This is a genomic window from Rhizobium sp. 01N48, from assembly GCF_056399145.1.
This window is the reverse complement of sequence record NZ_JBFTQT010000005.1, coordinates 248012-272771: the sequence shown is the minus strand read 5'-3', so window position 1 is coordinate 272771 and position 24760 is coordinate 248012. Positions and strand designations below refer to the sequence as shown.

19 protein-coding genes are annotated in these 24760 nt (G+C 62.3%); 11 read left to right on the top strand and 8 right to left on the bottom strand.

Translation table 11 applies throughout. The annotated features are described in order from the left end of the window. Positions 1–37: 37 nt before the first annotated feature. From AC1DOG_RS13040 to trxA, 11 genes are all read left to right on the top strand, one after another. Positions 38–1825, top strand: coding sequence for a sensor histidine kinase (locus AC1DOG_RS13040; protein WP_111562782.1), 1788 nt, complete (start codon positions 38–40; stop codon positions 1823–1825). Further along, on the top strand, positions 1822–2274 hold the full coding sequence (locus AC1DOG_RS13035; RefSeq protein ID WP_477928502.1) for an HPr kinase/phosphorylase: 453 nt from the start codon (positions 1822–1824) through the stop codon (positions 2272–2274). The genes AC1DOG_RS13040 and AC1DOG_RS13035 overlap by 4 nt, the downstream gene beginning before the upstream one ends. Before the next feature lie 153 nt (positions 2275–2427). Beyond that, on the top strand, positions 2428–2829 hold the full coding sequence (locus AC1DOG_RS13030; RefSeq protein ID WP_018901148.1) for a PTS sugar transporter subunit IIA: 402 nt from the start codon (positions 2428–2430) through the stop codon (positions 2827–2829). Positions 2830–2839: 10 nt separating this feature from the next. Continuing rightward, on the top strand, positions 2840–3118 hold the full coding sequence (locus AC1DOG_RS13025; RefSeq protein ID WP_018901147.1) for an HPr family phosphocarrier protein: 279 nt from the start codon (positions 2840–2842) through the stop codon (positions 3116–3118). A gap of 166 nt (positions 3119–3284) precedes the next feature. Further along, positions 3285–4685 carry an adenosylhomocysteinase gene (gene ahcY, locus AC1DOG_RS13020; protein WP_018901146.1) on the top strand — a complete coding sequence of 467 codons (1401 nt, stop codon included), beginning with the start codon at positions 3285–3287 and terminating at the stop codon, positions 4683–4685. A gap of 369 nt (positions 4686–5054) precedes the next feature. Next, on the top strand, positions 5055–7469 hold the full coding sequence (locus AC1DOG_RS13015; RefSeq protein WP_477928499.1) for a PAS domain-containing sensor histidine kinase: 2415 nt from the start codon (positions 5055–5057) through the stop codon (positions 7467–7469). Further along, a complete protein-coding gene (tsaE, locus tag AC1DOG_RS13010; RefSeq protein ID WP_477928497.1) occupies positions 7466–8983 on the top strand; it encodes a tRNA (adenosine(37)-N6)-threonylcarbamoyltransferase complex ATPase subunit type 1 TsaE in 1518 nt (505 codons plus the stop codon). The genes AC1DOG_RS13015 and tsaE overlap by 4 nt, the downstream gene beginning before the upstream one ends. Before the next feature lie 12 nt (positions 8984–8995). Beyond that, positions 8996–9727, top strand: a complete 732-nt coding sequence (locus AC1DOG_RS13005; protein WP_477928495.1) for a nucleotidyltransferase family protein — start codon at positions 8996–8998, stop codon at positions 9725–9727. 3 nt (positions 9728–9730) lie between these two features. Beyond that, entirely contained in the window at positions 9731–12910 is a 3180-nt protein-coding gene (addB, locus tag AC1DOG_RS13000; protein ID WP_477928493.1) for a double-strand break repair protein AddB, read from the top strand. Next, positions 12903–16454 carry a double-strand break repair helicase AddA gene (addA, locus tag AC1DOG_RS12995; protein WP_477928491.1) on the top strand — a complete coding sequence of 1184 codons (3552 nt, stop codon included), beginning with the start codon at positions 12903–12905 and terminating at the stop codon, positions 16452–16454. Before addB ends, addA begins: the two co-directional genes overlap by 8 nt. Before the next feature lie 74 nt (positions 16455–16528). After that, positions 16529–16849, top strand: coding sequence for a thioredoxin (gene trxA / locus AC1DOG_RS12990; RefSeq protein ID WP_018901140.1), 321 nt, complete (start codon positions 16529–16531; stop codon positions 16847–16849). A 49-nt stretch (positions 16850–16898) separates the two neighbouring features. On the opposite strand, the gene AC1DOG_RS12985 is transcribed toward trxA, so the two are convergent. The 8 genes from AC1DOG_RS12985 to AC1DOG_RS12950 form a co-directional block, all read right to left on the bottom strand. Continuing rightward, on the bottom strand, positions 16899–18251 hold the full coding sequence (locus tag AC1DOG_RS12985; protein ID WP_477928489.1) for a bifunctional folylpolyglutamate synthase/dihydrofolate synthase: 1353 nt from the start codon (positions 18249–18251) through the stop codon (positions 16899–16901). A gap of 27 nt (positions 18252–18278) precedes the next feature. Further along, on the bottom strand, positions 18279–19181 hold the full coding sequence (gene accD, locus AC1DOG_RS12980; RefSeq protein ID WP_112436382.1) for an acetyl-CoA carboxylase, carboxyltransferase subunit beta: 903 nt from the start codon (positions 19179–19181) through the stop codon (positions 18279–18281). 39 nt (positions 19182–19220) lie between these two features. Beyond that, positions 19221–20060, bottom strand: a complete 840-nt coding sequence (gene trpA / locus AC1DOG_RS12975; protein ID WP_477928486.1) for a tryptophan synthase subunit alpha — start codon at positions 20058–20060, stop codon at positions 19221–19223. A 3-nt stretch (positions 20061–20063) separates the two neighbouring features. Next, positions 20064–21284 (bottom strand): tryptophan synthase subunit beta, encoded by a 1221-nt coding sequence (gene trpB / locus AC1DOG_RS12970; protein WP_477928484.1) that lies wholly within the window; start codon positions 21282–21284, stop codon positions 20064–20066. Between the two features lie 2 nt (positions 21285–21286). Beyond that, entirely contained in the window at positions 21287–21955 is a 669-nt protein-coding gene (locus AC1DOG_RS12965; protein ID WP_018901135.1) for a phosphoribosylanthranilate isomerase, read from the bottom strand. A gap of 88 nt (positions 21956–22043) precedes the next feature. Then, entirely contained in the window at positions 22044–22805 is a 762-nt protein-coding gene (locus AC1DOG_RS12960; protein ID WP_112942653.1) for a M48 family metallopeptidase, read from the bottom strand. Positions 22806–22893: 88 nt separating this feature from the next. Next, on the bottom strand, positions 22894–23328 hold the full coding sequence (locus tag AC1DOG_RS12955; RefSeq protein WP_113011904.1) for a DUF2852 domain-containing protein: 435 nt from the start codon (positions 23326–23328) through the stop codon (positions 22894–22896). Positions 23329–23473: 145 nt separating this feature from the next. Beyond that, entirely contained in the window at positions 23474–24751 is a 1278-nt protein-coding gene (locus AC1DOG_RS12950; RefSeq protein WP_477928542.1) for a polyhydroxyalkanoate depolymerase, read from the bottom strand. Between the last annotated feature and the right edge of the window lie 9 nt (positions 24752–24760).

The following is a 24760-nucleotide window of genomic DNA, read 5'->3' as shown; positions in this document are numbered from 1 at the left end:
CGCCGCGGACGCGGCCCGCTCTTCGAAAGGGCTGTCGTTGGCACAGTTGGTGCAGGAGAAGGATCTGGATGACGCAGACGGCGTAGGCCGACGCGTCAGGGGACGACGCTGGTCGCATCCCTTCACGATCATTCGCCGTATCTTCGGCAACGCCGTCTTTTCCAGCCTGACGCGCCGCATCCTCTTCTTCAATCTCGCAGCGCTCGTTGTTCTCGTCGGCGGCATTCTCTATCTCAACCAGTTTCGCGAGGGGCTGATCGACGCCCGCGTCGAGAGCCTCTTGACACAGGGCGAGATCATCGCCGGCGCCGTCTCGGCTTCGGCCTCGGTCGATACCAACTCGATCACCATCGATCCCGAAAAGCTCTTGGAGCTGCAGGCCGGCCAGAGCATCACCCCGGTTCCGAATGACGAGGACCTGGAGTTCCCGATCGATCCGGAAAAGGTCGCGCCGGTTCTGCGCCGGCTGATCTCTCCGACCCGCACGCGCGCGCGCATCTTCGATGCCGATGCGAACCTGTTGCTCGATTCGCGTCATCTCTATTCGCGCGGCCAGGTGCTGCGCTTCGACCTGCCGCCGGTTGCCGATGAGGAGCAGACCTGGGGCGAGTGGTTCACGACGATCTTCAACAAGGTTCTGCAGCCGGGCAACCTGCCGCTCTACAAGGAAGCGCCGGGTGGCGACGGCTCGATCTATCCTGAAGTCATGAACGCGCTGACCGGTGTGCGCGGCGCTGTCGTCCGCACCACGGAAAAGGGCGAGCTGATCGTTTCCGTCGCCGTGCCGATCCAGCGTTTCCGCGCCGTACTCGGCGTGCTGCTGCTATCGACGCAGGCCGGCGACATCGACAATATCGTTCATGCCGAGCGCCTTGGCATCATGCGCGTCTTCGGCGTGGCGACACTCGTCAACGTCCTCTTGTCGCTGGTCCTGTCATCGACGATCGCCAATCCGCTGCGCCGTCTCTCGGCCGCGGCGATCCGCGTGCGTCGAGGCTCCAAGGAGCGTGAGGAGATCCCCGATTTCTCGGTGCGCCAGGATGAGATCGGCAACCTCTCGATCGCGCTGCGCGACATGACGACCGCGCTTTATGACCGGATCGACGCGATCGAGAGTTTCGCGGCCGATGTCAGTCACGAACTGAAGAACCCGCTGACCTCGCTGCGCAGCGCCGTCGAGACGCTGCCGCTGGCGAAATCGGACGATTCCAAGAAACGGTTGATGGATGTCATCCAGCACGATGTGCGCCGTCTCGACCGCCTGATCAGCGATATCTCCGATGCCTCGCGCCTCGACGCCGAGCTTGCCCGCGTCGATGCGGGATCGGTGGATCTCGAAGTTCTGCTTCGTGACCTCGTGGAAATCTCGCGGCAAATCCGCAACCGCAAGAAGGAAGTGCAGATCGAATTCGCGATCGAGCGCAAGCCCGGCGTGAAGACACGCTTCCTCGTAAATGGCCACGACCTGCGCATCGGCCAGATCGTCACCAACCTGATCGAGAACGCGCGCTCCTTCGTCTCCGACCAAGACGGAAAAATTACCGTTCGCCTGGTGCGCACACGCTCGCGCTGCATCGTCTATATCGAGGATAACGGTCCCGGTATTCAGGCGGAGAATATCGACCGCATCTTCGAGCGCTTCTACACCGACAGGCCGGAATCCGAAGGTTTTGGGCAGAATTCCGGCCTCGGCCTTTCCATCAGCCGGCAGATCGCCGAAGCGCACGGCGGCTCGTTGCGCGCCGAAAATATCATCGACGCCGAGACCGAAGAAGTGGTCGGCGCCCGCTTCACGCTTGCGCTTCCAGCAGATCCCAATTCATGACCACGGCCCCGGTCAATATTCACGCGACGGCGATCGTCGTTGGCAATACCGGGCTTCTCTTCATGGGGCCATCGGGCTGGGGCAAGTCTATGCTGGCCTTTGCGTGCCTTACCGAGGCGCGGCGGATCGGGATCGATGCTGCGTTGGTCGCAGACGATCAGGTGGTGATCTCAGTTCGGGATAGCATCGCCATCGCGGCCTGCCCGTCCTCCATACAAGGGATGATCGAGCTGCGCGGAACCGGCATCGTTCGCATCCCCTCCATCCAGGAAGCGCCCATGCATTATGCAGTTCTTCCCGGGCACGCTACGGGAGTAGATCGGGTGCCTTCGGAGGGTGAGACGACCGTGGTTTTGCAGGGTATTACGCTGCCCGTCATTCGGTTGCTGGCTAATGTGCCGCTTCCACTGGCGGTATTGATGGCCAAAGCACCCGAAATAGGGCGCTAATGCCCACGAAACCGGCAGCTGGCGCGCGAAACCGTGCATTTTTGTCTTGCCATTCGGCTTTTCATAGCCAAGATGTGCCCCCACGGTGGACGCGATTGCTGCGTTGCGATATTGGGCCTACCGTTTGCATACGCCATTGGGAGCAGTAGTATCATGATCGGACTTGTGCTTGTCACTCACGGCAAGCTGGCTGAAGAGTTTCGTCATGCGGTCGAACATGTTGTCGGTCCTCAGAAATTCATCGAGACGGTCTGTATCGGCCCCGAAGACGACATGGATCAGCGACGCCAGGACATTCTGGGCGCTGTTGCAAACGCCGATGACGGCCATGGCGTGGTCATCCTGACCGACATGTTCGGTGGTACCCCTTCCAATCTGGCGATCTCCGTGATGAGCAGCGGACATACCGAGGTGATCGCCGGCATGAACCTGCCAATGTTGATCAAGCTCGCCGGCGTGCGCGGCGAAGACAATATGGAAAAGGCGCTCGCCGAGGCATCCGAAGCCGGCCGCAAATACATCAATGTCGCCAGCCGCGTCTTGAGCGGCAAGTAACGAGCCCCAGATGACCGTCCAACTCTCCCGCGAAATTCTCATCATCAACAAGCGTGGCCTGCATGCGCGCGCTTCCGCGAAATTCGTGCAGACGGTCGAGACCTTCGACGCTTCGATCACCGTTTCGAAAGATGGGATGACCGTTGGTGGCAACTCGATCATGGGTTTGATGATGCTGGCCGCAAGCCCGGGCTCCAGCGTTTTGGTCTCGGCCAGCGGCAACCAGGCCGAACAGGCGCTCGACGCGCTGGACCAGCTGATCCAGAACAAGTTCGGCGAAGATATGTAACGGTCCGCCGGATCATATAAACATATAAAGACTTCTTTATATCATTATTGCCTTCGTCATAGAAGCCTGCTAAACGGCTGGCATGACCGCGCCTGCGCGGAGCTTTTCGTCGCGCGACCTCGTTTCGCGCCTTCGCATCTGAGACGCTTTCAGCATGGAGAACCCAATGAGCACTGAAAAAGATTACGTCGTCGCCGATATCGGCCTCGCAGACTTCGGCCGCAAGGAAATCACGATCGCTGAAACCGAAATGCCGGGCCTGATGTCGTGCCGCGAAGAGTTCGGCGCATCGAAGCCGCTCAAGGGCGCGCGCATCACCGGCTCGCTGCACATGACGATCCAGACGGCTGTTCTCATCGAGACGCTGGTCGCTCTCGGCGCCGAAGTGCGCTGGGCATCGTGCAACATCTTCTCGACGCAGGACCACGCCGCCGCCGCGATCGCCGCTTCCGGCGTTCCTGTCTTCGCCGTCAAGGGCGAGTCGTTGCATGACTACTGGGTCTACACCGACCAGATTTTCCAGTGGGCTGACGGTGGCCTCTCCAACATGATCCTCGATGACGGCGGCGACGCCACCATGTACATCCTGCTCGGCGCCCGCGCCGAAGCCGGCGAAGACGTGCTGTCGAACCCGCATTCGGAAGAAGAAGAGATCCTCTTCGCACAGATCAAGAAGCGCCTTGCGGCAACGCCTGGCTGGTTCACCAAGCAGCGCGACGCGATCAAGGGTGTCACCGAAGAAACCACCACGGGTGTCAACCGCCTGTACCAGCTCTCCCAGAAGGGCTTGCTGCCCTTCCCTGCCATCAACGTCAACGACTCGGTCACCAAGTCCAAGTTCGACAACAAGTACGGCTGCAAGGAATCGCTGGTTGACGGCATCCGCCGCGGCACCGACGTGATGATGGCCGGCAAGGTTGCCGTCGTCTGCGGTTATGGCGACGTCGGCAAGGGCTCGGCTGCTTCGCTGCTCGGCGCCGGCGCACGCGTCAAGGTCACCGAAGTCGACCCGATCTGCGCACTGCAGGCTGCCATGGACGGCTTCGAAGTCGTCACGCTCGAAGACGTTGTCTCCACCGCCGACATCTTCATCACCACGACCGGCAACAAGGACGTCATCCGCATCGACCACATGCGCGCGATGAAGGACATGGCGATCGTCGGCAACATCGGCCACTTCGACAACGAAATCGAAGTCGCCGCGCTGCGTAACCTGAAGTGGACCAACATCAAGCCGCAGGTCGACCTGATCGAATTCCCGAAGGGCAACCGCATCATCCTGCTCTCGGAAGGCCGCCTGCTGAACCTCGGCAACGCGACGGGCCATCCGTCCTTCGTCATGTCGGCTTCGTTCACGAACCAGACGCTGGCGCAGATCGAGCTCTTCACCAAGCCCGGCCAGTACCAGAACCAGGTCTACATCCTGCCGAAGCACCTCGACGAGAAGGTCGCGCGCCTGCATCTCGCCAAGCTCGGCGTCAAGCTGACGCAGCTTTCGGAAGAACAGGCATCCTACATCGGCGTCACGCCGCAGGGTCCGTTTAAGGCTGACCACTACAGATACTAATAGCGGATCTGATATCCACAACATCTAGAGGGTGCGGCATTGACAAATGCCGCACCCTTATTTTTTGGCACACATCTTCCCGACGAATCCTATCCGAAGTATTGTTTTAACACTCGATTCGTGGAGACGGACGCGTCCGTTTGCTTCGAAAATGGGATGTCTTGTCGTAATGCGGCACAAAAGGACGGAGACATACCGCGCATGTCGGAAATGATGCACCGCCTGGTCAAACAGGCAGAAGACGGCGTTTACCCGTCTTGCTGCACTGGTCACCCGGGCAATGGAAAACCGGTCGATGCCCCCAAGGCTTCGACGCAGCGATCAGGCTTGTTGGCTCAGGTGGCAAGGATATTTGCCGCGGGGACTGCAATGGCGTCGATCGCCCAGCCGGTCTTCGCACAGGCGGCGGCAGAGGCTGCCGCATCCCCGCATCTTTTCACCTCCACGCAGGTCGTCGGTTTCTCCGTCGTGATCGGCGTCATCTCGGCAGCCCTTCTTTCCACGCTCTGGGTCGTGCGCCAGCGCGGCAATCTCGAGAGCGAAGGCCGCGAGATCCGTTCCGCGCTATCGGATGCGCAGCAGCGCATTTCGCAGTATCAGGCGCTGATCGCCGACAAGAACCGGCGCATCGTGATCTGGGACGGCGATGAGCGTCCCGAACTGCTGGGACAGCTGCCGGCCGAGACCGGCGCACCGCAGGACAATGAATTTCTGGCATTTGGCCTCTGGCTGAAGCCGCGCTCTGCATCGGAACTCGACCGCGCCATCGACGGCCTGCGGCAATCGGCCAAGAGCTTCGACATCGTCGTCGAGACGCATCGCGAAGAGGTTCTCGAAGCGCAGGGCCGGGTTTCCGGCGGCCGCGCCTTCGTTCGCTTCGTTGCGCTGAATAACCTGCGCGCTGAGCTCGCCGAACTGAAGATCGAGCGTGACCGGCTGATGTCGTCGATCTCGGCGTTTCAGGGGTTGCTTGATTCCATCGATCTGCCGGTATGGCAGCGCGACACCGAGGGCCGGCTGACCTGGGTGAACCACGCCTATGGCGCGGCCGTCGACGCCGCATCGCCCGACGAGGCAATCTCCGAAGGCCGTGAGATCCTGACGACCATCGCGCGCGAGCGCATCCGCGCCGTTGCTACACCGGAATCGCCGTTCCACGACAAAATCTCGACCGTCATCCACGGCAACCGTACCTTCCTCGACGTTGTCGATGTGAAGGTTCCGAGCGGTTCGGCCGGTATCGCGGTCGATGTCTCCGGTGTCGAGACCGTTCGCGCCGAGCTGGAGCGGACGCTGAAGAGCCACGCCGAGACGCTCGACCACCTGGCCACCCCGGTCGCGATCTTCGACGGCGACCAGCGGCTGCAGTTCTATAACCAGGCTTTCGTCACGCTGTGGCAGCTCGATATCGCATTCCTCGAGAGCAAGCCTGACAATGCCGAGCTTCTGGAGCGCCTGCGCGCCGCCAAGAAGCTGCCGGACCAGCTGAACTGGAAGACCTGGAAAGAGACCGCACTTTCGGTCTATCGGGCGCTCGATACGCAATCCGACCTCTGGCACCTGCCGAACGGCCAGACGCTGCGCGTCTTCGCCACCGCGCATCCGCAGGGYGGCGCCACCTGGGTGTTCGAGAATCTGACCGAACAGGTCGATCTCGAGACGCGCTACAACACGCTGGTGAAGGTTCAGGGCGAAACGATCGACCATCTTTCCGAAGGCGTCGCCGTGTTCGGCCCCGATGGGCGCATTCAGCTGTCGAACCCCGCCTTCCGGGCGCTCTGGGGCATTACCGAAGCGGAAGCAAAGCCGGGTACGCATATCCGTGCGCTGGGCGATGCCTGCGCGCCCTCCTACGACAAGCCCGATGGCTGGAAGACCTTCGCCGAGCTGATCACCAGCTTCGACGACGAGCGTCGCTCGAGCCAGGGCACGCTGGAGCTGTTCTCCGGCCTCGTGCTCGATTACGCCGTCATTCCGCTGCCGAACGCGCAGACGATGCTGACTTTCGTCAACATGACGGATAGCGTTCGCGCCGAACGCGCGCTTACGGAAAAGAACGACGCGCTGCGCAAGGCCGATGAGCTGAAGAACGATTTCGTCCAGCACGTCTCCTACGAGCTGCGCTCGCCGCTCACCAACATCATCGGCTTCACCGACCTGTTGCGCACGCCGGGACTTGGCGATCTCAACGAGCGGCAGGCGGAGTATATCGACCATATCTCCACCTCCTCGTCGGTGCTGCTGACGCTGGTGAACGACATTCTCGATCTCGCGACCGTCGATGCCGGCATCATGCGGCTGAACTATTCGGAGATCGACCTCGGCGACCTGCTCGACGACGTCTCGATCCAGATTGCCGACCGGCTGCAGGAAAGCGGCGTGACGCTGGAGATCACCGCGCCGGCGCGGCTCGGATCGATTATCGCCGATCCGCAGCGCCTGAAGCAGATCCTGGTCAAGCTTCTCTCCAACGCCGCGAATTTCTCGCCGGAGGGCGCCTCGATATCGCTGACCTGCCAGCGCGAGGGAACGGACTTCGTCTTCAGCGTGACCGATCAGGGCCCGGGCATCTCGCAAGAGATGATCTCGACCGTCTTCGACCGCTTCGCGACGGGCGCGAAAAGCGGCAAGCGTGGTGGTGCGGGCCTCGGCCTGTCGATCGTCGACAGCTTCGTCAACCTTCATAACGGCCAGGTCGTCATCGACAGCCAGCCGGGCAAGGGAACGACGGTCATTTGCCGGATTCCTTCGGCCAACCTCCCCTCCTACGCCGCCGCCGAATGACGACAAGCGCGCCTGTCATCTCGCTTTTCCTGGAAGACGAGGCAGCCACCGACCGTCTCGGCGAAGATTTGGCGCTGGCGCTGAAGCCGGGCGATTGCCTGGCGCTGTCGGGTGATCTCGGCGCCGGCAAGTCGTCGCTGTCGCGGGCGCTGATCCGCGCGATTGCCGACGACGCTGAGCTCGAAGTACCGAGCCCGACCTTCACACTCGTGCAATCCTACGACCTGCGCATTCCCGTCGCACATTTCGATCTCTACCGGCTGGGTGATGCCGCGGAACTCACCGAGCTCGGCTTCGATGAGGCGCTGCAGAGTGGCATCTGTCTGGTGGAATGGCCGGAGATGGCCGAGAGCGAGCTGCCGGATGACCGGATCGTGCTGACGCTGACGCATGAGGGCGCAGGCCGCCGGGCGACGATTGCAGCACCCGAGAAGCAGGCTGCGCGGATCAACCGCGTGCTCGCCGTTCGCGCCTTTCTGGCAGAGGCCGGCTACCCGCTTGCCAAGCGCCGGTTTCTCACCGGCGACGCGTCGCTTAGAGCCTATGAGGCAATCTATCCAGACGACGGCGTGCGCCGCATCCTGATGGACTGGCCGCCGCTGCCGGAAGGCCCGCCAGTGCTTAATGGCAAGCCCTATCCGAAGGTGGCGCATATCGCCGAGAACGCCTATCCGTTCGTCGCCATCGCCGACGTCTTGCGCGAGCGCGGCTTCGCGACGCCGGTGATCCATGAGGTCGATTACGAGCAGGGAATCCTGCTGATCGAAGATCTCGGCAGCGATGGGGTTCTCGACGAGAACGGCAAGCCGATCGCCGAGCGCTACCTCGAAAGCGTCGCATGCCTGGCGGCCCTGCATGCGCAGGCGGTCCCGCAGGATATCCGCGTCACCGACGCGCATGTGCATCACATCCCGGATTTCGACCGTACCGCCATGAAGATGGAAGTGCGGTTGGTGCTCGACTGGCATCTGCCGTGGAAACGCGACGGGGCGCCAGTCACCGATGCTGAGCGCGACGAATACCTGGCGATCTGGGACACGCTGATCGACCAGCTCGATGCGGCCGAGAAAAACCTGCTGCTGCGCGATTTTCATTCACCCAACATCATCTGGCGGGAAGACGAGATCGGCGTAAAGCGGGTCGGCCTGATCGATTTCCAGGATGCGATGATCGGGCCGACGGCCTACGATCTCGCCTCGATCGCCCAGGATGCGCGCGTGACCATCGAGCCTCATCTCTTCGACCGGCTGATGGAGCACTACCTGTCGCTGCGCCGCGCGCAGGGCGGCTTCGACGAGGGGGGCTTCCTGAAAAGCTGGGCGATCATGTCGGCGCAGCGCAATTGCAAGCTGGCCGGACTATGGGTTCGGCTGATGCGGCGCGACGGAAAACCTGGCTATATGAAGCACATGCCGCGCACGCTCTCTTATTTGAGCGTGGCGCTTCAGCATGAAACGCTTGCCCCCTTGCGCGAGTGGTGCGTAAGGACTGGAATAGTCACCAGCGAATCATAAGTTTCGGACGATATGACCATCAAACAAGCCATGGTGCTGGCTGCCGGTCTCGGCACCCGTATGCGCCCGATTACCGATACGATCCCCAAGCCGCTGGTGAAAATCGACGGCAAGGCGATGATCGACTATGCGCTGGATTCGCTGGCCGAAGCAGGCGTCGAGAAGGCGGTGGTCAACGTGCACCATCACGCCGACCAGATGCTCGACCATCTCAGCCGCTACAAAGCGCTCGAGATCATCATTTCCGACGAGCGCGCTGGGCTGATGAACAATGGCGGCGGCCTGGCGAAGGGCTTGAAGCTGCTCGATCGCGGTCTTGTTTTCGTTACCAATGCTGATCTCTTCTGGATCGGCGAGCGGCCGGATCGGCCGAGCAATCTGCGTCGCTTAGCCGGATTCTTCGATGCGGACCGGATGGACATGGCGATGTTATGCGTCAATCTCGAAGACACGACCGGGCATAACGGCAAGAACGATTTCAACCGCGATGAGGAAGGCCGGCTGAGCCGTTTTCGCGCCGATGGTCCCGACCCGGTGGTCTACGCCGGGGCGATTGCCATGCAGACCGCGTTTCTCGACGACGCGCCTGCCGACGCCTTCAACCTCAACATCTATTTCGACAAGGCGATCGCGCGCGGTCGGCTTTACGGCATGATGCTTGAGGGGCATTGGCTGACCGTCGGCACGCCCGAGGCGATCGGCGACGCGGAAGAGACGATCCGGCGTTACCGGGCGTTGGCATAGGCCATGAGCGAGCGGCACCAGCCCAGGGTTCTGACAATACCGGCAGGGCTGCCCTTTCTCGCGAGCCTGGCCGAGACGCTCTGCGACGGACGGCTGACGCCGCTGTTTCGCCACGACCCCGCCGATCCGCTGTCGCTCTCCAAGGTGACGATCTATCTGCCGACGCGGCGCGCCGTGCGCGTGCTGCGCTCGGAGTTCGTCGATCTGCTAGGCGGGCGATCCGCGATCCTGCCTATCATCCGGCCGCTTGGCGAGACGGATGATGACAGCGGCTATTTCGACGAAGCGTTGCCGGCGACGCTCGATCTTGCTCAGCCGCTTTCCAACACCGCGCGGCTCCTGGAACTGGCGCGGCTGATCCTCGCCTGGCGCAACAAGCTGCCTGACATCGTGCGCAGCATCCATTCCGATTCGCCGCTCGTCGCGCCCGCCAGCCCGGCCGACGCGATCTGGCTTGCCAGAAACCTAGCCGAGCTGATCGATTCCATCGAGACAGAGGATCGCGACTGGAGCGAACTTGCGACGCTGAGTGCGAGGGATCATGCGCTGTGGTGGCAGCTGACAGCGGAGTTCCTGCAGATCGCCAGCGCCTTTTGGCCGGAACGCCTAAACGAGCTTGGCAAATCCTCGCCGGCGCGGCATCGCAATGCGATCCTGAGAGCCGAAGCCAACCGCATCGCGACGATGCCGGAAAGCGGGCCGATCATCATCGCCGGATCGACGGGTTCGGTGCCGGCAACGGCCGATCTGATCGCGGCGGTGGCGGCGCGGCGCGAGGGCGTCATCGTGCTACCCGGTCTCGACGTCGGCATGCCGGACGAGCACTGGCGAATGGTCGCGCCCGATATGGCTGATGCTGCGAGCCGCAGCCATTCACAATATGGTCTGGCGCAGCTCCTGAAGCGCCTGAGCCTGACGCGCGACGATGTTTCGACACTTGCGGATGCGCCGAACGCGCTTGCGGTGCGCGCGCAAATCCTCTCGCATGCGCTGTCTCCATCCGAGGCGACGAGCGATTGGAGCCGGTGGAAGACGACGCTTCCGGAGAGCGATATCGCGGCCGCCTTCGCGGACGTATCGCTGATCGAAGCGGGCAACGAGCGCGAAGAGGCGACGGCAATCGCCATTGCGCTTCGGCTGGCATTGGAGCAGCCGGGTAAGGACGGCGAAAGCCGCGCTGCGCTGATTACGCCGGACCGCAACCTCGCCCGCCGCGTGATGGCGGAGCTGTCGCGCTTCGGCATTACTGCCGACGATTCGGCCGGTACGCCGCTTGCAGCTATGCCACAGGGAACCCTACTGCAGTTGCTGCTCGAAGCGGCGCTGCGACCGGGCGATCCGGTGGCGATCGTCAGCCTTCTCAAACACCCCTTGGCACGCTTCGGGCTGGAGCGCAGCTCGCTTTCCGAAGCGGTGGCCGCGCTTGAATTGCTGGCCTTGCGTGGCGGCGTGGCGGAGGTCGATATCAGCGCGCTCGGGCCGCTGCTCGAACACCAGCTTTCGGAACAGGCGCTCGACCGGCATGCGCCGCATTGGCGCAAGGCGCTCCCCGTCCACGCGATCGATCTGGCGCGCGATCTCGCCCGCCGGGTGGGTGAAGCAACCGAGCCGCTCGCTTCCGCGCTCGTGCGCCACGACACCGCGAGCCGCGGCCTGACCACACGCTTCACGCTCTCCGACTGGGCCGATCGCACCGGCCGTGCCATCGAGGCGGTCGCACGCGACGAGAAGGGCGATCTCTCCGGGCTTTGGTCTGGAGAGGCGGGCGACACGCTGGCGACCTTGCTTGGCGAGGTGATCGGGACCGACGGCCAGATCGAGGCGGACGGCGCACAGTGGATCGATATCATGGCGGCGCTTTCGGCCGGGCAGGCGGTGAAGCCGCAGGCGCTCAGCCATCCGAGACTGTTCATTTTCGGTACGCTGGAAGCACGCCTGCAGAGCGTCGATACGCTGATCCTCGGCGGCCTGAACGAGGGGTCGTGGCCGGGCCAGACCGCCAACAATCCCTTCATCTCGCGATCGATGAAGACAGAGATCGGCCTTGAGCCCCCGGAGCGCCGGATCGGTCAGCTCGCGCACGACTTCGAGATGGCCAACGGGACGCGGCATCTGGTCTATACGCGCGCGCTCCGCAAAGGCTCGACGCCCACCGTCGCCTCGCGCTGGCTGCAGCGGCTGATGGCTTTTTGCGGGAAGAGTTTCGAAGCCACGCTGAAGGATCGCGGAGAGCAGTTCGTGCACTGGGCTGGGCTGCTCGACGAGGGTCAACGCCAAGCGCCAGCGCAACGACCGAGCCCGACGCCACCGCGTGAGGTGCAGCCGAAATCCTACTCGTTCAGCGAGGTCGGCCGGCTTCGGCGCGACCCCTATGCGATCTATGCGCGCCGCGTTTTGAAGCTCGACGCCGTCGACGCCTTCAATCGCGACCCCGGGGCTGCCGAGCGCGGGACGCTCTATCACAAGATCATCGACCGGTTCATTCGCGAGGGCAACATCGCCGGCACGCCCGATGGAACGGCGGCGATGGAACGGATACTGACCGAGCTGTTCGACATGGAGCAGCTGCCGGCGCATATCGATGCCGTCTGGCGGCCGCGTTTCCGCGAAGTGGCGCGCTCGTTTCTCGCCTGGGAAGCCGAACGGCGTCCAGGGCTTCAGCGGACACTCACCGAAGTGCGCGGCGCCATGCAGCTTGAGCAGGTCGATATCCGGCTCAGTGGCGTCGCCGACCGGATCGACATCACCGGGCCGCACTCCGCCGATCTGATCGATTACAAGACGGGCTACAACCCCTCGCCCGCGCAGGCGCGCGCGTTGCTCGATCCGCAGCTGGCGCTGGAGGCAGAGGTGCTGAAAGCCGGCGGCTTCATGGATACCGGCAAGCTGGTGCCGCAGGATCTGCTCTATGTGCGGCTGCGGCCGGGAAGTCGGTTCCAGGTCGATACCGTCAACAACGAATTCTCGGCGCGCAGCGACAAGGCGAAATCGGCGATCGAGCTTGCCGGCGATTCCATCGATCAGCTGGTGAAATTCGTAGCCCTGCTGCAATCCGGCGAGAAGGGTTTCACCTCGCGGCTTATTCCCGCCCAGCAATTCGAGTTCGGCGGCGATTACGATCACCTTGCCCGCGTCTCGGAATGGTCGACGGCCGAAAGCGATGAGGCCAGCAATGATGAGTGACGAAACGGCACTGCCTGAGGGCGACGACCCGCACGACTGGACCAGCTGGACGACGGTGCAGCAATCGATCGCATCCGACCCGCGCCGATCGGCCTGGGTTTCGGCCAATGCCGGATCGGGAAAGACGCACGTCCTGACGCAACGCGTCATCCGGCTGCTGCTATCAGGCGCCCGGCCCTCGGCGATCCTGTGCCTGACCTATACGAAGGCGGCTGCCTCCGAAATGTCCAACCGTGTGTTCGATCGGCTGGCCGAGTGGGCTGTTCTCTCCGATGAGGAGCTCCGTAAGCGCATTGCCCAGATCGAGGGCACGCCGCCTGACTTTCTCAAGCTCGCGGAGGCGCGCAGGCTTTTCGCCAAGGCGCTGGAGACGCCCGGCGGGCTGAAGATCCAGACCATCCACGCCTTCTGCGAAGCGCTGCTGCATCAGTTTCCGCTGGAAGCGAACGTGGCCGGGCACTTTTCGGTGCTCGACGACCGGGCAGCTGCGACACTGCTTGCCGACGCGCGGCGCTCACTGCTGACGGCGACGACGCCTGAGGAAGACAAGGCGCTGGCGGATGCTTTCTCCTATGTTCTCAATCTTGGCGACGAATCCGGGCTAGAAACGTTGCTTGGTGAGATCGTTGCAAACCGCAATGCGATCAAGGCATTCACCCAGACCGCTGATCAGAATGGTGGTCTCGACAATGTCTTGCGGGCGGAGCTCGGTCTTTCAGAGGGCGACACCGAGCTTGCGATCGCCGGGCAATACTGGCCGCTGCCCGGTTTGGCCGGCGGTACGCTCAGCCTCTATCTGGAGCTTGCGGACAGCAAGGGCGGCGCCAAGGCGCAGGAGGTGGCTACCGCGCTGAAGAGTGTTGTGCGGGAAACGGATATCCTTCGCCGGATTCCAACACTGGAAAAGATCTTTCTCACCGCCAAGGGCGAACCGAAGACGGATGGGCAGTTTTTCGTGAAGGCGATGCTGGCGCAGGCGCCGGAGCTTGCCGACGCCATTATCGCAGCGCGCGCGCATGTGGTCGCCTGCCGGGATCGGCTGAAGATCGTGCGGATGTTCGATGCCACACGCGCTGCCCTTGTGCTCGCCGACAGGCTCAATCGCGACTACGACGACCTCAAGAAGCAGCGTAGCCAGCTCGACTTCGAGGATCTGATCACCCGCACCGCCGATCTCCTGAACAAGAGCGATGTCGGGCCATGGATCCACTACAAGCTGGATCAGGGTATCGACCACATTCTCGTCGACGAGGCGCAGGATACCAGCCCGATCCAGTGGAGCGTGATCCAATCGCTGGCGGAGGATTTCTTCTCCGGCGAAAGTGCGCGCGATGTGGTGCGGACGCTGTTTGCGGTGGGTGACGAGAAGCAGTCGATCTATTCGTTTCAGGGCGCGCGGCCCGAACGCTTTTCGGAAGAAAGCCGACGCACGCGGCAGCGGGTTTCGCAGAGCGGCCGGGATTTTTCCTCGGTTCGATTGCCGCTCTCCTTCCGATCGACCTCCGACGTGCTTGCCGCCGTCGACCATATCTTCACGCCGCCTGACAATGCGCGCGGCTTGAGCGCTGGTGGCGAGCCGGTGGTGCATCGCTCCAATCGTATCGGTCATCCTGGCGCCGTCGACCTATGGGAGATGATCGCGCCTGAGGTCGCTATCAAGGACGAGGACTGGACGGCGCCGTTCGACGCGACGCCGGAGAGCGCGCCGGCCGCCATTCTGGCGCGGCGCATGGCGCATACGATCGACATGATGGTCGGCAAGAAGACGATCATCGAGAAGGGCAAGGAGCGGCTGATCGAGGCCGGCGACATTCTGGTCCTCGTGCGCAAGCGCGATGCCTTCGTCAACGCACTCACGCGTGCTTTGAAGCGCCGCGGTAATATTCCGGTTGCCGGGGCCGACCGGTTGCGGCTCACCAGCCATATCGCGATCCAGGATCTGGTCGCGCTCGGCCGCTTCCTGCTCTTGCCGGAAGACGACCTTTCGCTGGCCGCCGTTATGAAGAGCCCGCTCTTCGATCTCAACGAAGACGACATCTTCGCGGTGGCGGCGCTGCGCGGCGATGGCCAAAGCGTGTGGGCGCATCTGCAGGCCTATGCGGCGGATGGCAATGAGCGTCTTGGCGCTGTCGTTACTCGGCTCCAGCTGTTTCTTGAGGAATCGAAGAGCCTTCCGGTTCACGATTTCTACGCCCGGGTGCTTGGTGTTCATGGCGGGCGGCGGCAGTTTCTGGCGCGGCTCGGGACCGAGGCGAGCGATATTCTCGACGAGTTCCTGACCTTCACGCTCGACCACGAGACGGCCGCCCTCCCCGGCCTGCAGTCCTTCATCTCGACGCTCGAGCTTGAGGCCCCCGTCGTCAAGCGCGAGCAGGACAAGGGGCGCAACGAGGTCCGGATCATGACCGTGCACGCCTCTAAGGGGCTTGAGGCGCCGATCGTGTTTCTGGTCGATGGCGGCTCCAAGGCGTTCACGCATTCGCATATGCCGAAGCTGCGACTGCTGGAGCAGAGTGGCGAGCGGCCGCCGCTGCCGGTCTGGGTGCCGCTCGGCGATCTCAGCAATTCGCTGACGCAGGCCGATGCCGCTCGTATCCAGGTGCTGGCGGAAGAGGAATATCGCCGGCTTCTCTACGTGGCGATGACGCGCGCGGCCGATCAGTTGATCGTCTGCGGCTATAGGGGTGTGCGGCTTAACACCGACACCTGGCATGCGATGATAACGGCTGCGATGGACGACAGCCATCCGCATGTCGAAGCCGCCACCTTCTCCGGGCCGGATGGGGACTGGCAGGGCGTCGAATGGCGCGTGCCGACGATGGAGCGGATGTTCGAGCGCGCCGACCATGTCGAGCAGACCGCCGCCCGTGATGCCCTGCCCTTCGACCTCAATCGCCCGCTGCCGCCGCAAAAGAAGCTCCCTCGACCCCTCAGCCCTTCCGGGGCCGGAACGATCATTGACGAGGAGGCAGACAATCTTCTCGTGACCTCGCCGCTGTTTACCGACAAGCCGAAATCCGACCGGGCGCTGCAGAAAGGCCGGCTGCTACACCGGATGCTGCAGACCTTGCCCGAGATACCGCTGGCGGAGCGCGCGGAGGCGGCAAGGCGCTATGCCGAGCGTGCGGCCCGCTTCTGGCCGCAGGACGAGCGCGAAAGACTGATCGATTCGGTTCTGAAACTATTGGACGTGCCGGATTTGCAGCCGGTATTCGAGGCCCACGCTCAAGCCGAGGTGTCGATCATGGGGACGCTTACGCTCGACGGGCGCGATTACGCAGTCTCGGGCCGTGTCGACCGGCTGGCGGTGCTCGACGACCGTGTGGTCATCCTCGATTACAAGACCAATCGCGTGCCGCCGGAGACGGCGGCGGCCATTCCCTTCGCGCATCGGGCCCAGCTTGCCATCTACCAGACGATCATGGCGCCGCTCTATCCCGGCAAGCGGATCGACTGCGTGCTCGTCTACACCGAGAACGGCTCCGTGCACACGCTGACGCCTGAGGCCATGGCATTGGCGCTTGCACAGCTCAAAACAAAGTGAAATACCGGTCATTGAAATCCCGCCGGCGCACCATCACATGTGCTTCAACAGGAATCCTTTAAAGGAGCGGCCTTATGGCTACCGTGAAAGTCGATATCAATAATTTCCAGGCTGAAGTTCTGGAATCTGCAGAACCCGTCGTTGTCGATTTCTGGGCTGAATGGTGCGGCCCGTGCAAGATGATCGCTCCGAGCCTCGAAGAACTCGCTGTCGAGTTCCAGGGTAAGGTGAAGGTCGCCAAGCTCAACATCGACGAAAATCCTGAGCTGGCCGCCCAGTTCGGCGTCCGCTCGATCCCGACGCTTGCCATGTTCAAGGCCGGCGAAGTTGCCGACATCAAGGTTGGCGCTGCTCCGAAGACCGCTCTTTCGAGCTGGATCTCCAGCGCGGCCTGATTTTTCAGGACAATAGAATGAAAAAAGCCCGGTCGATGCCGGGCTTTTTTCATTTTGGGGGTGTGCCGTTGTCGGTAAGCACGTCGCCAACAAGATAGAGCGACCCGCCGATCAAGATGCGCGGCGGCTGTTCCCGCTCGAAGGCGGTGTCCCGGATCGCTTCCAGCGCTTCGCCGACCGTAGACATGGGCTCGGCGACGAGGCCAGCGTCATAGGCGGCGTTGGCGAGGATGACGGGATCGATCATCGCGTCGCTGCCGCGGATCGGCACGCAGTAGACCTTTTCCGCAAGACCCTTGAAGGCGTTGAAATAGCCGATCGGGTCCTTGGTGTTGATCATGCCGATAATGAGGAAGAGCGGGCGCGGCTGCTTTTCCTCGAAATTGGCCATGGCTTCGGCGATGACTTCGCCGGCACCGGGATTATGGCCGCCATCGACCCAGATTTCCGCACCCGAGGGGGCGCTCGCCATCAGGTTACCATCGCTCAGCTTCTGCAAACGGCCCGGCCATTCGACCGAGGCCATCGCCTTCTCCATCATCGCTTCGGTGACAGTGAAGCCCGCGGCCTTGACGGCGCGGATGGCGGCGGCGGCATTGGCATATTGGTGGCGGCCGGGAAGCCGGGGCAGCGGCAGGTCGGCGAGGCCGAATTCGTCCTGATAGACAAGCCGGCCGTATTCCTCATGCGCCATGAAATCCTGGCCGAAGGCGGCGGTCGGGCAACCGAGACGCTCGGCGGTGGAGATCAGCACGTCGAGCGCCGCATCATATTCCTGCTTGCCGATGACGACAGGCCGCTTGCGCTTCATGATGCCGGCCTTTTCGGCGGCGATCAATTCGACGCTGTCGCCGAGATAAGGCTGGTGATCGAGCGAGATCGGCATGATGACCGATACGGCCGGATCTGAAATGACGTTGGTGGCATCGAAACGGCCGCCAAGGCCGACTTCGATGATGGCCGCGTCGGCCGGATGCTCGGAAAACAGAATGAAGGTGACCGCCGTCAGGATTTCGAAGACGGTGATCTTCTGGCCCGCATTGGCGGCAGCGACACGGCGCAGCGCATCGGCAAAGACCGCGTCATCAACGAGCTTACCGCGCCCGCCCTCGACGCCGATGCGATAGCGCTCGTGCCAGTTGACGAGGTGCGGCGAGGTGTGGACGTGGGCGCTATAGCCGCCCGCTTCGAGAAGCGCGCGGCAGAAGGCGGTGACGGAGCCCTTGCCATTGGTGCCTGCCACATGGATGACCGGCGGCAACTTCTTTTGCGGATCGCCGAGAACGGCAAGCAGGCGGGTAATGCGATCCAGCGACAGATCGAAGCCCTTGGGGTGCAACCCCATGAGCTTGTCGATTTCCTGTGCTGCTTCGCTCACCGCGGTCTGACCTCTGGGTATCATCGCTCAACCCGCCTGTGATGTTTGCGGTCAGGCGCTTGCGGCGATCGCAAGCGTGCCGTTGTTTTCGTTGGCGACGGCAGCCGGCTTCTTCGTCAGGATCTTCAGGACACGCGCGAGCGTATCGGGAATGTCATGACGCTTGACGACCATGTCGACCATGCCGTGCTCAAGCAGGTATTCCGACGTCTGGAAGCCTTCCGGCAGCTTTTCGCGGATGGTCTGCTCGATAACGCGCTTGCCCGCAAAGCAGATTTCGGCACCGGGCTCGGCCATGTGGATATCGCCGAGCATGGCGTAGGAGGCGGTGACGCCGCCCGTCGTCGGGTTTGTCAGCACGACGATGTAGGGCTGGCCGGCTTCCTTCAGCATGTCGACAGCAACGGTGGTGCGCGGCAGCTGCATCAGCGACAGGATGCCTTCCTGCATGCGGGCGCCGCCCGATGCCGGGAACATGACCAGCGGGCACTTCTCTGCGATGGCGCGCTCGAAGGCCTTGACGATCGCCTCGCCGGCGGCGATGCCGAGCGAGCCGCCCATGAAGTTGAACTCGTGCACGACGGCGACGAGCTTCAGACCGCGAACCTTGCCGACGCCGGCAACGATCGTGTCTTCCTGGTCGGTCTTGATGCGGCTATCGCGCAGGCGATCCGTATACTTCTTGGAATCGCGGAACTTCAGCGGATCCTGGGCGACCTTCGGCTGGATCAGCGCTTCATAGGCGCCGTCGTCGAAGAGATCGGTGAGACGGGCCTTGGCCGGCATCTTCATGTGATAGCCGGAAGCAGGGATGACCCACTTGTTGTCTTCGAGATCCTTATGGAAGACCATTTCGCCCGTTTCTGGGCACTTGATCCAGAGGTTCTCCGGCACTTCGCGGCGGCCCAGCATGGAATTGATGCGGGGGCGAACGTAGTTGGTGATCCAGTTCAAGTCGAAAACTCCTGATTAACTCTTGCCAATGTGGGAAAACTATTCGGCAGCAACAAGGCGCGCCGAACGTGTTCCCGATGACAGCCCGCGAACGAGCGTTGCGACAGCCTGTACGGTATCGGCTGTCGCCTTCCCGTCCTTGGTCAGGCTGAGGGCTACCTGATTGACGATTGCCGTACCGACGACGACGCCATCGGCAGACGCGCCGATGACCTTCGCATGATCGGCCGTCTTAACGCCGAAGCCGACGCAGACAGGCAGATCGGTGTGGTTCTTGATGCGCTTGACGGCGCCGGCGACCAGCGTCGGATCCGGCAGCGCCGAGCCGGTGATGCCGTTCATCGAGACATAATAGACGAAGCCCGAGGTGTTCTTCAGAACGACCGGCAGGCGCTTTTCATCGGTGGTCGGGGTGGCCAGCCGGATGAAATTGATACCCTTGCGCAGTGCCGGGATGCAGAGCTCATCGTCCATCTCCGGCGGCAGGTYGACGACGATCAGGCCATCGATGCCAGCTTCCAGCGCGTCGTCGAGAAACTGCTCGACGCCATGGACGTAGATCGGATTGTAGTAACCCATCAGGACGATCGGCGTGTCGTTGTCGGTCTTGCGGAAGTCGGCTGCGAGCTGCAGCGTCTTCTTCAACGTCTGTCCGGCCTTCAGCGCACGCTGGCCGGCCATCTGGATCGCCGGGCCATCGGCCATCGGATCTGAGAAGGGCATGCCGAGCTCGATGATATCGGAGCCCGCTTCCGGCAGCGCCTTCATGATGCCGAGCGAGGTGTCGTAATCGGGATCACCACCCATGAAATAGGTGACCAGCGCCGGGCGGCCTTCTGCCTTCAGAGCGGCAAAGCGTTTGTCTATACGTGCGGTCATGACTTATGCACCCATTCCCAGAATCTTGCCGACGGTGAAGATGTCCTTGTCGCCGCGACCGGACAGGTTCATCAGGATGATCTCGTCCTTGCCCATCTTCGGCGCACGCTTGATGACTTCGGCCAGCGCATGCGAGGGCTCGAGCGCCGGGATGATGCCCTCAAGGCGCGTCAGCGTCTGGAAGGCTTCGAGCGCTTCGTGGTCCATGATCGGCACGTATTCGACGCGGCCGATATCGTTCAGATAGGAGTGCTCGGGGCCGATGCCGGGATAATCGAGGCCGGCCGAAATCGAGTGGCCTTCCTTGATCTGGCCGTCGCCATCCTGCAGCAGATAGGTGCGGTTGCCATGAAGAACGCCGGGCGAGCCCGCGGTGATCGAGGCGCAATGCTCATCGCCCTGCAGGCCCTTGCCGCCGGCTTCGACGCCGACGATCTTGACGCTGGCGTCATCGAGGAACGAATGGAAGATGCCGATCGCATTCGAGCCGCCGCCGACGGCTGCAACGACGAGATCAGGAAGGCGGCCTTCGGCTTCGAGCATCTGCTCCTTGGCTTCCGCGCCGATGACGGCCTGGAAATCGCGGACCATCTCGGGATAGGGATGCGGGCCGGCGGCCGTGCCGATCAGGTAATAGGTGTCGTCGACATTGGTCACCCAGTCACGCAGCGCCTCGTTCATGGCGTCCTTGAGCGTGCCATGGCCGGCGGTAACCGGCTTCACTTCGGCGCCCAGGAGCTTCATGCGGAACACGTTCGGCGCCTGGCGCTCGACATCGGTCGCGCCCATGTAGACGACGCAGGGGAGACCGAAACGGGCGGCAACAGTCGCCGAGGCAACGCCGTGCTGACCGGCGCCTGTTTCGGCGATGATGCGGGTCTTGCCCATGCGCTTGGCAAGCAGGATCTGGCCGATGCAGTTATTGATCTTGTGCGAACCGGTGTGGTTCAGCTCTTCACGCTTGAAGTAGATCTTGGCGCCGCCGAGTTCGGCGGTCAGGCGCTCGGCGAAATAGAGCGGGCTCGGGCGGCCGATATAATGCGTGCCGAGATGCTTCAACTCCGCCTGGAATTCCGGATCGGTCTTCGCCTTGTCCCACTCGTCCTGCAGTTCCAGGATCAGCGGCATCAGCGTTTCGGCGACAAAGCGGCCGCCGTAAATGCCGAAGCGGCCATCCTCATCGGGACCGGAGCGGAATGAATTGGGTTTTGGCGTCTCGTTCACTATCAACTCCCTGAGGCCATTTCAGGCCGGCAAGCCTGCTCGACCGCATCGAAAAACTCATCAATCAGTGCGACGCTTTTCACGCCGGGCGCGCTTTCCAGGCCCGAGGACGCATCGAGCCCCGGCGCCTTGGTGATGGCAAGGGCTTCGGCGATGTTGTCCTTGTTCAGGCCACCGGAAAGCATGTAATCCACCGTGCCGTCAAGCCAGCTGAGCAGCGTCCAATCGAAGGACACGCCATTGCCGCCGGGCAATTCGGACCCCTTCGGCGGCTTCGCGTCGAAGAGGAAACGATCGGCGATACCAATATAGGCCTCGACGCGCTTCAGATCATCGGCCGTGCGGATCGAAAACGCCTTCATAACAGGCAAAGCGTACACGGCCTTTATGGTCAAAACGCGCTCGGGGCTTTCGTCACCGTGAAGCTGGAGAATATCTGGCCTCAAGGTGGCAACAATCTCATCGAGATCATCATTCGTCGGATTGACCACCACGGCAACGATCTTGGCGCGGCCACGCACCCGGTCGGCCAGCTTGGCGGCATCGTCGGGCTCGATATAGCGCGGGCTCTTTTCGAAGAAGATGAAGCCGATATGGGTGGCGCCGCGCGTCACCGCGCGATCGATCGCTTCGGCCGTTTTCAGGCCGCAGATTTTGATATCCGGTTTCATGGCAGCGAAGTGACACGAAAAAGGCCGTGAGTCGAGCCAATTCCGAGTGCTGCGATATTTTGGACGGTGGTTTATAGGCGAGGGCTTATCAGTCGAAGTCGATCGCGTGCAGCAGGCTGCCGTGCCGCTTCAGCCAGGATTTCGCATCCTCCATGCCAGGGCAGAGCTTCTTGCACAGCGCCCAGAAGTGGGGACCGTGGTTCATCTCCTTGAGATGGGCAACTTCGTGGGCGGCGAGATAGTCAACGACTGATGGCGGCGCCATGATGATGCGCCAGGAGAAGCTGAGGTTTCCCTCGGCCGAACAGGAGCCCCAGCGGCTGCGGGTGTCCTTCATCGAGATCGACTTGATCGGCGCCCGGATCGAATGTGCATGAAATTTTGCCAGGCGCTCCAGATCGGCGCGTGCTTCCTTCTTCAGGAATGTCGCGATGCGGCGGCCGAGATGCTCCGGCATGCCGCTCACCCGCAGCACCGGCTTGCCATCGATGACGGTCGCCTCGGTCAGTCCGCGCAGGCTGCCCGTGTGCTGAATGCGATGGGATACGCCGCGAAAAAGGATCGTGCCGCCATCGTGAAGGCCGGTATCGGTCGAGAATTTCGCCAGCTTGGTCATGAGCCAGCCCTGGTGTCGGTCGAGGAAGGCGTCGACGTCGCGTCGCGCCAAGCCGCTCGGGATCGTCATCTTCAGGGCGCGGCCACCGGGTTCGATGCGCAGCGTGATACGGGTTGCGCGCTCGTGCTGCTTGATCGTCAGCGGCATCAGCCGTCCGGCAACGTCGAGCGTGCGCGTCTCCGGCGGAGCCGGTTTGCGGACACTGCGTCGTGGCTTGGACAAGAGCGGGAACATCGGTATTTTCTATATGATTCGTCGCAATTCCGGTCAAAGAAAAACCGGCACCTGATGGTGCCGGCTGATGTTTTGATGCCGATCGCAGTTACGGCGCCTGATATTCGGCAACCGGGCCGTTATCATCGCGCCTGGTGTTCTTGCGATCGCGCATATAGCGGTCGAACTCGTCCTGATCCTTGGCGCGGCGGAGCTCGCGCACATAGGTTTCGAAGTCCTCGCGCATTTCATCAAGCTTGCGGCGTTCTTCCTCGAGCCTGTCGAGCTCGGCCTTGCGCCAATCGTCGAAGGCGACATTGCCCGTTGAGAATTGCGGGCGATAGCGGCCATGCGAACGTCGGCAGCCGGCGAAGAATCCATCGGCGGCACTATTGGCGTCGCGCTTGAAGCCGCGCAGACGCTCCCCGAAGATGATGTAGGCGAGCATGGCGAGACCCAGAGGCCAGAAAACCACGAAGCCGAGGATCATCAGGGCAATGGTAGCCGGAGTCCAATCCGGGCGAAGCAATGCTGACTGGTTCATCGTGCGGTATCCTCGCATTTTCGCGCCCGGCGAAATGCCGAACGCTGGAAATCGATGTGGTTACCGTTTGACACCGCTTCAAGACGATTTCCGCTCAAATCGGACAAGGCCTTGAAAGCACAAAGCTAATTCAGACGATGCTAAATCAGGTTGATTTGCCGCCCTTGATCACGCGCTTGACCGCAGGCTTTCCGACGCGTCCATGCTCGCGGACGAAATTGATGATGCGGGGCGCGATCTCGCGGCGGAAACGCGAGCCGTTGAAGACACCGTAGTGACCGACATCCGGCTGCAGGTAGTGCATGCGCATGTGGTCGGGGATGTTGGTGCAAATGGTCTGTGCGGCCTTGGTCTGGCCGACACCCGAGATGTCGTCGTTCTCGCCTTCGACGGTCAGAAGCGCCACGTTGCGGATTGCCGTGGGGTCGACCAGCTTGCCGCGATGCTCGAGTTCGCCCTTCGGAAGCGCGTGCCTGATGAAGACCTGATCGACGGTCTGCAGATAGAACTCGGCAGTCAGATCCATGACGGCCAGATATTCGTCGTAGAAGTCGCGATGCTTCTCGGCCGGCTCGCCGTCGTTCTTCACCAGGTGCATGAAGAACTCCTTGTGGGCGACGAGATGCCTGTCGAGGTTCATCGACATGAAGCCGGAGAGCTGCAGGAAGCCCGGATAGACCGGCCGCATGAAGCCCGGCTGCGGCCAAGGGACGTTCATGATCACGTTTTCGGCGAACCATTCCAGCGGCTTGTCCTTGGCCAGCTGGTTGACGGCGGTCGGATTGATGCGGGTGTCGATCGGGCCGCCCATCAGCGTGATCGACGCCGGCGCAAGCGGATCGTTGGCCTCTTCCATGACGGCAGCGGCAGCGAGCACTGGCACGGAGGGCTGACAGACCGCGACTACATGCGTGTCCGGCCCGAGGAAGTGCAGGATCTCGATGACGTAATCGACATAGTCGTTGAAATCGAAGGTCCCGTCGGTCATCGGCACCATGCGGGCGTCGATCCAATCGGTGATGTAGATATCCGCGCTCGGCAGCAGTGCCTCAACCGTGCCGCGCAAAAGCGTCGCGTAGTGCCCGGACATGGGGGCGACGATCAGGATGCGCGGGTCGGGAGCGTGAGCGGCCGGCAGGTTGCGCGAGAAATGCAGCAGATTGCAGAAGGGTCGTGCCCAGACGACCTCTTCTCGAACCGCTACCTTCTTGTCGCCAATGACGGTCTCGGGCAGATCGAAGGACGGCTTGCCATAGCGACGCGTCGTGCGCTCGAACATTTCGAGTGCTGCGGCCATTGTCCGGCCCCACGGGGTTTGGGACAGCGGATTGAGCGGGTTGGCATAGGCAAGCCGCATGATGTCTGCCACGGCGCGGTAAGGCGCCATCGCGGCATGATTCATTTCATAAAGCTGGTAAAACATGAGATGCAT

Excerpts from the sequence above, each read along its gene's own strand:
- addB (WP_477928493.1), top strand. The coding sequence starts at position 9,731 with ATGAGCGAGCGGCACCAGCCCAGGGTTCTGACAATACCGGCAGGGCTG.
- addA (WP_477928491.1), top strand. The coding sequence starts at position 12,903 with ATGAGTGACGAAACGGCACTGCCTGAGGGCGACGACCCGCACGACTGG.
- ahcY (WP_018901146.1), top strand. The coding sequence starts at position 3,285 with ATGAGCACTGAAAAAGATTACGTCGTCGCCGATATCGGCCTCGCAGAC.
- AC1DOG_RS13035 (WP_477928502.1), top strand. The coding sequence starts at position 1,822 with ATGACCACGGCCCCGGTCAATATTCACGCGACGGCGATCGTCGTTGGC.
- tsaE (WP_477928497.1), top strand. The coding sequence starts at position 7,466 with ATGACGACAAGCGCGCCTGTCATCTCGCTTTTCCTGGAAGACGAGGCA.
- AC1DOG_RS13005 (WP_477928495.1), top strand. The coding sequence starts at position 8,996 with ATGACCATCAAACAAGCCATGGTGCTGGCTGCCGGTCTCGGCACCCGT.
- AC1DOG_RS12950 (WP_477928542.1), bottom strand. The coding sequence starts at position 24,751 with ATGTTTTACCAGCTTTATGAAATGAATCATGCCGCGATGGCGCCTTAC.
- AC1DOG_RS12965 (WP_018901135.1), bottom strand. The coding sequence starts at position 21,955 with ATGAAACCGGATATCAAAATCTGCGGCCTGAAAACGGCCGAAGCGATC.
- trxA (WP_018901140.1), top strand. The coding sequence starts at position 16,529 with ATGGCTACCGTGAAAGTCGATATCAATAATTTCCAGGCTGAAGTTCTG.
- AC1DOG_RS12985 (WP_477928489.1), bottom strand. The coding sequence starts at position 18,251 with ATGATACCCAGAGGTCAGACCGCGGTGAGCGAAGCAGCACAGGAAATC.
- AC1DOG_RS12955 (WP_113011904.1), bottom strand. The coding sequence starts at position 23,328 with ATGAACCAGTCAGCATTGCTTCGCCCGGATTGGACTCCGGCTACCATT.
- AC1DOG_RS13030 (WP_018901148.1), top strand. The coding sequence starts at position 2,428 with ATGATCGGACTTGTGCTTGTCACTCACGGCAAGCTGGCTGAAGAGTTT.
- AC1DOG_RS12960 (WP_112942653.1), bottom strand. The coding sequence starts at position 22,805 with ATGTTCCCGCTCTTGTCCAAGCCACGACGCAGTGTCCGCAAACCGGCT.
- AC1DOG_RS13025 (WP_018901147.1), top strand. The coding sequence starts at position 2,840 with ATGACCGTCCAACTCTCCCGCGAAATTCTCATCATCAACAAGCGTGGC.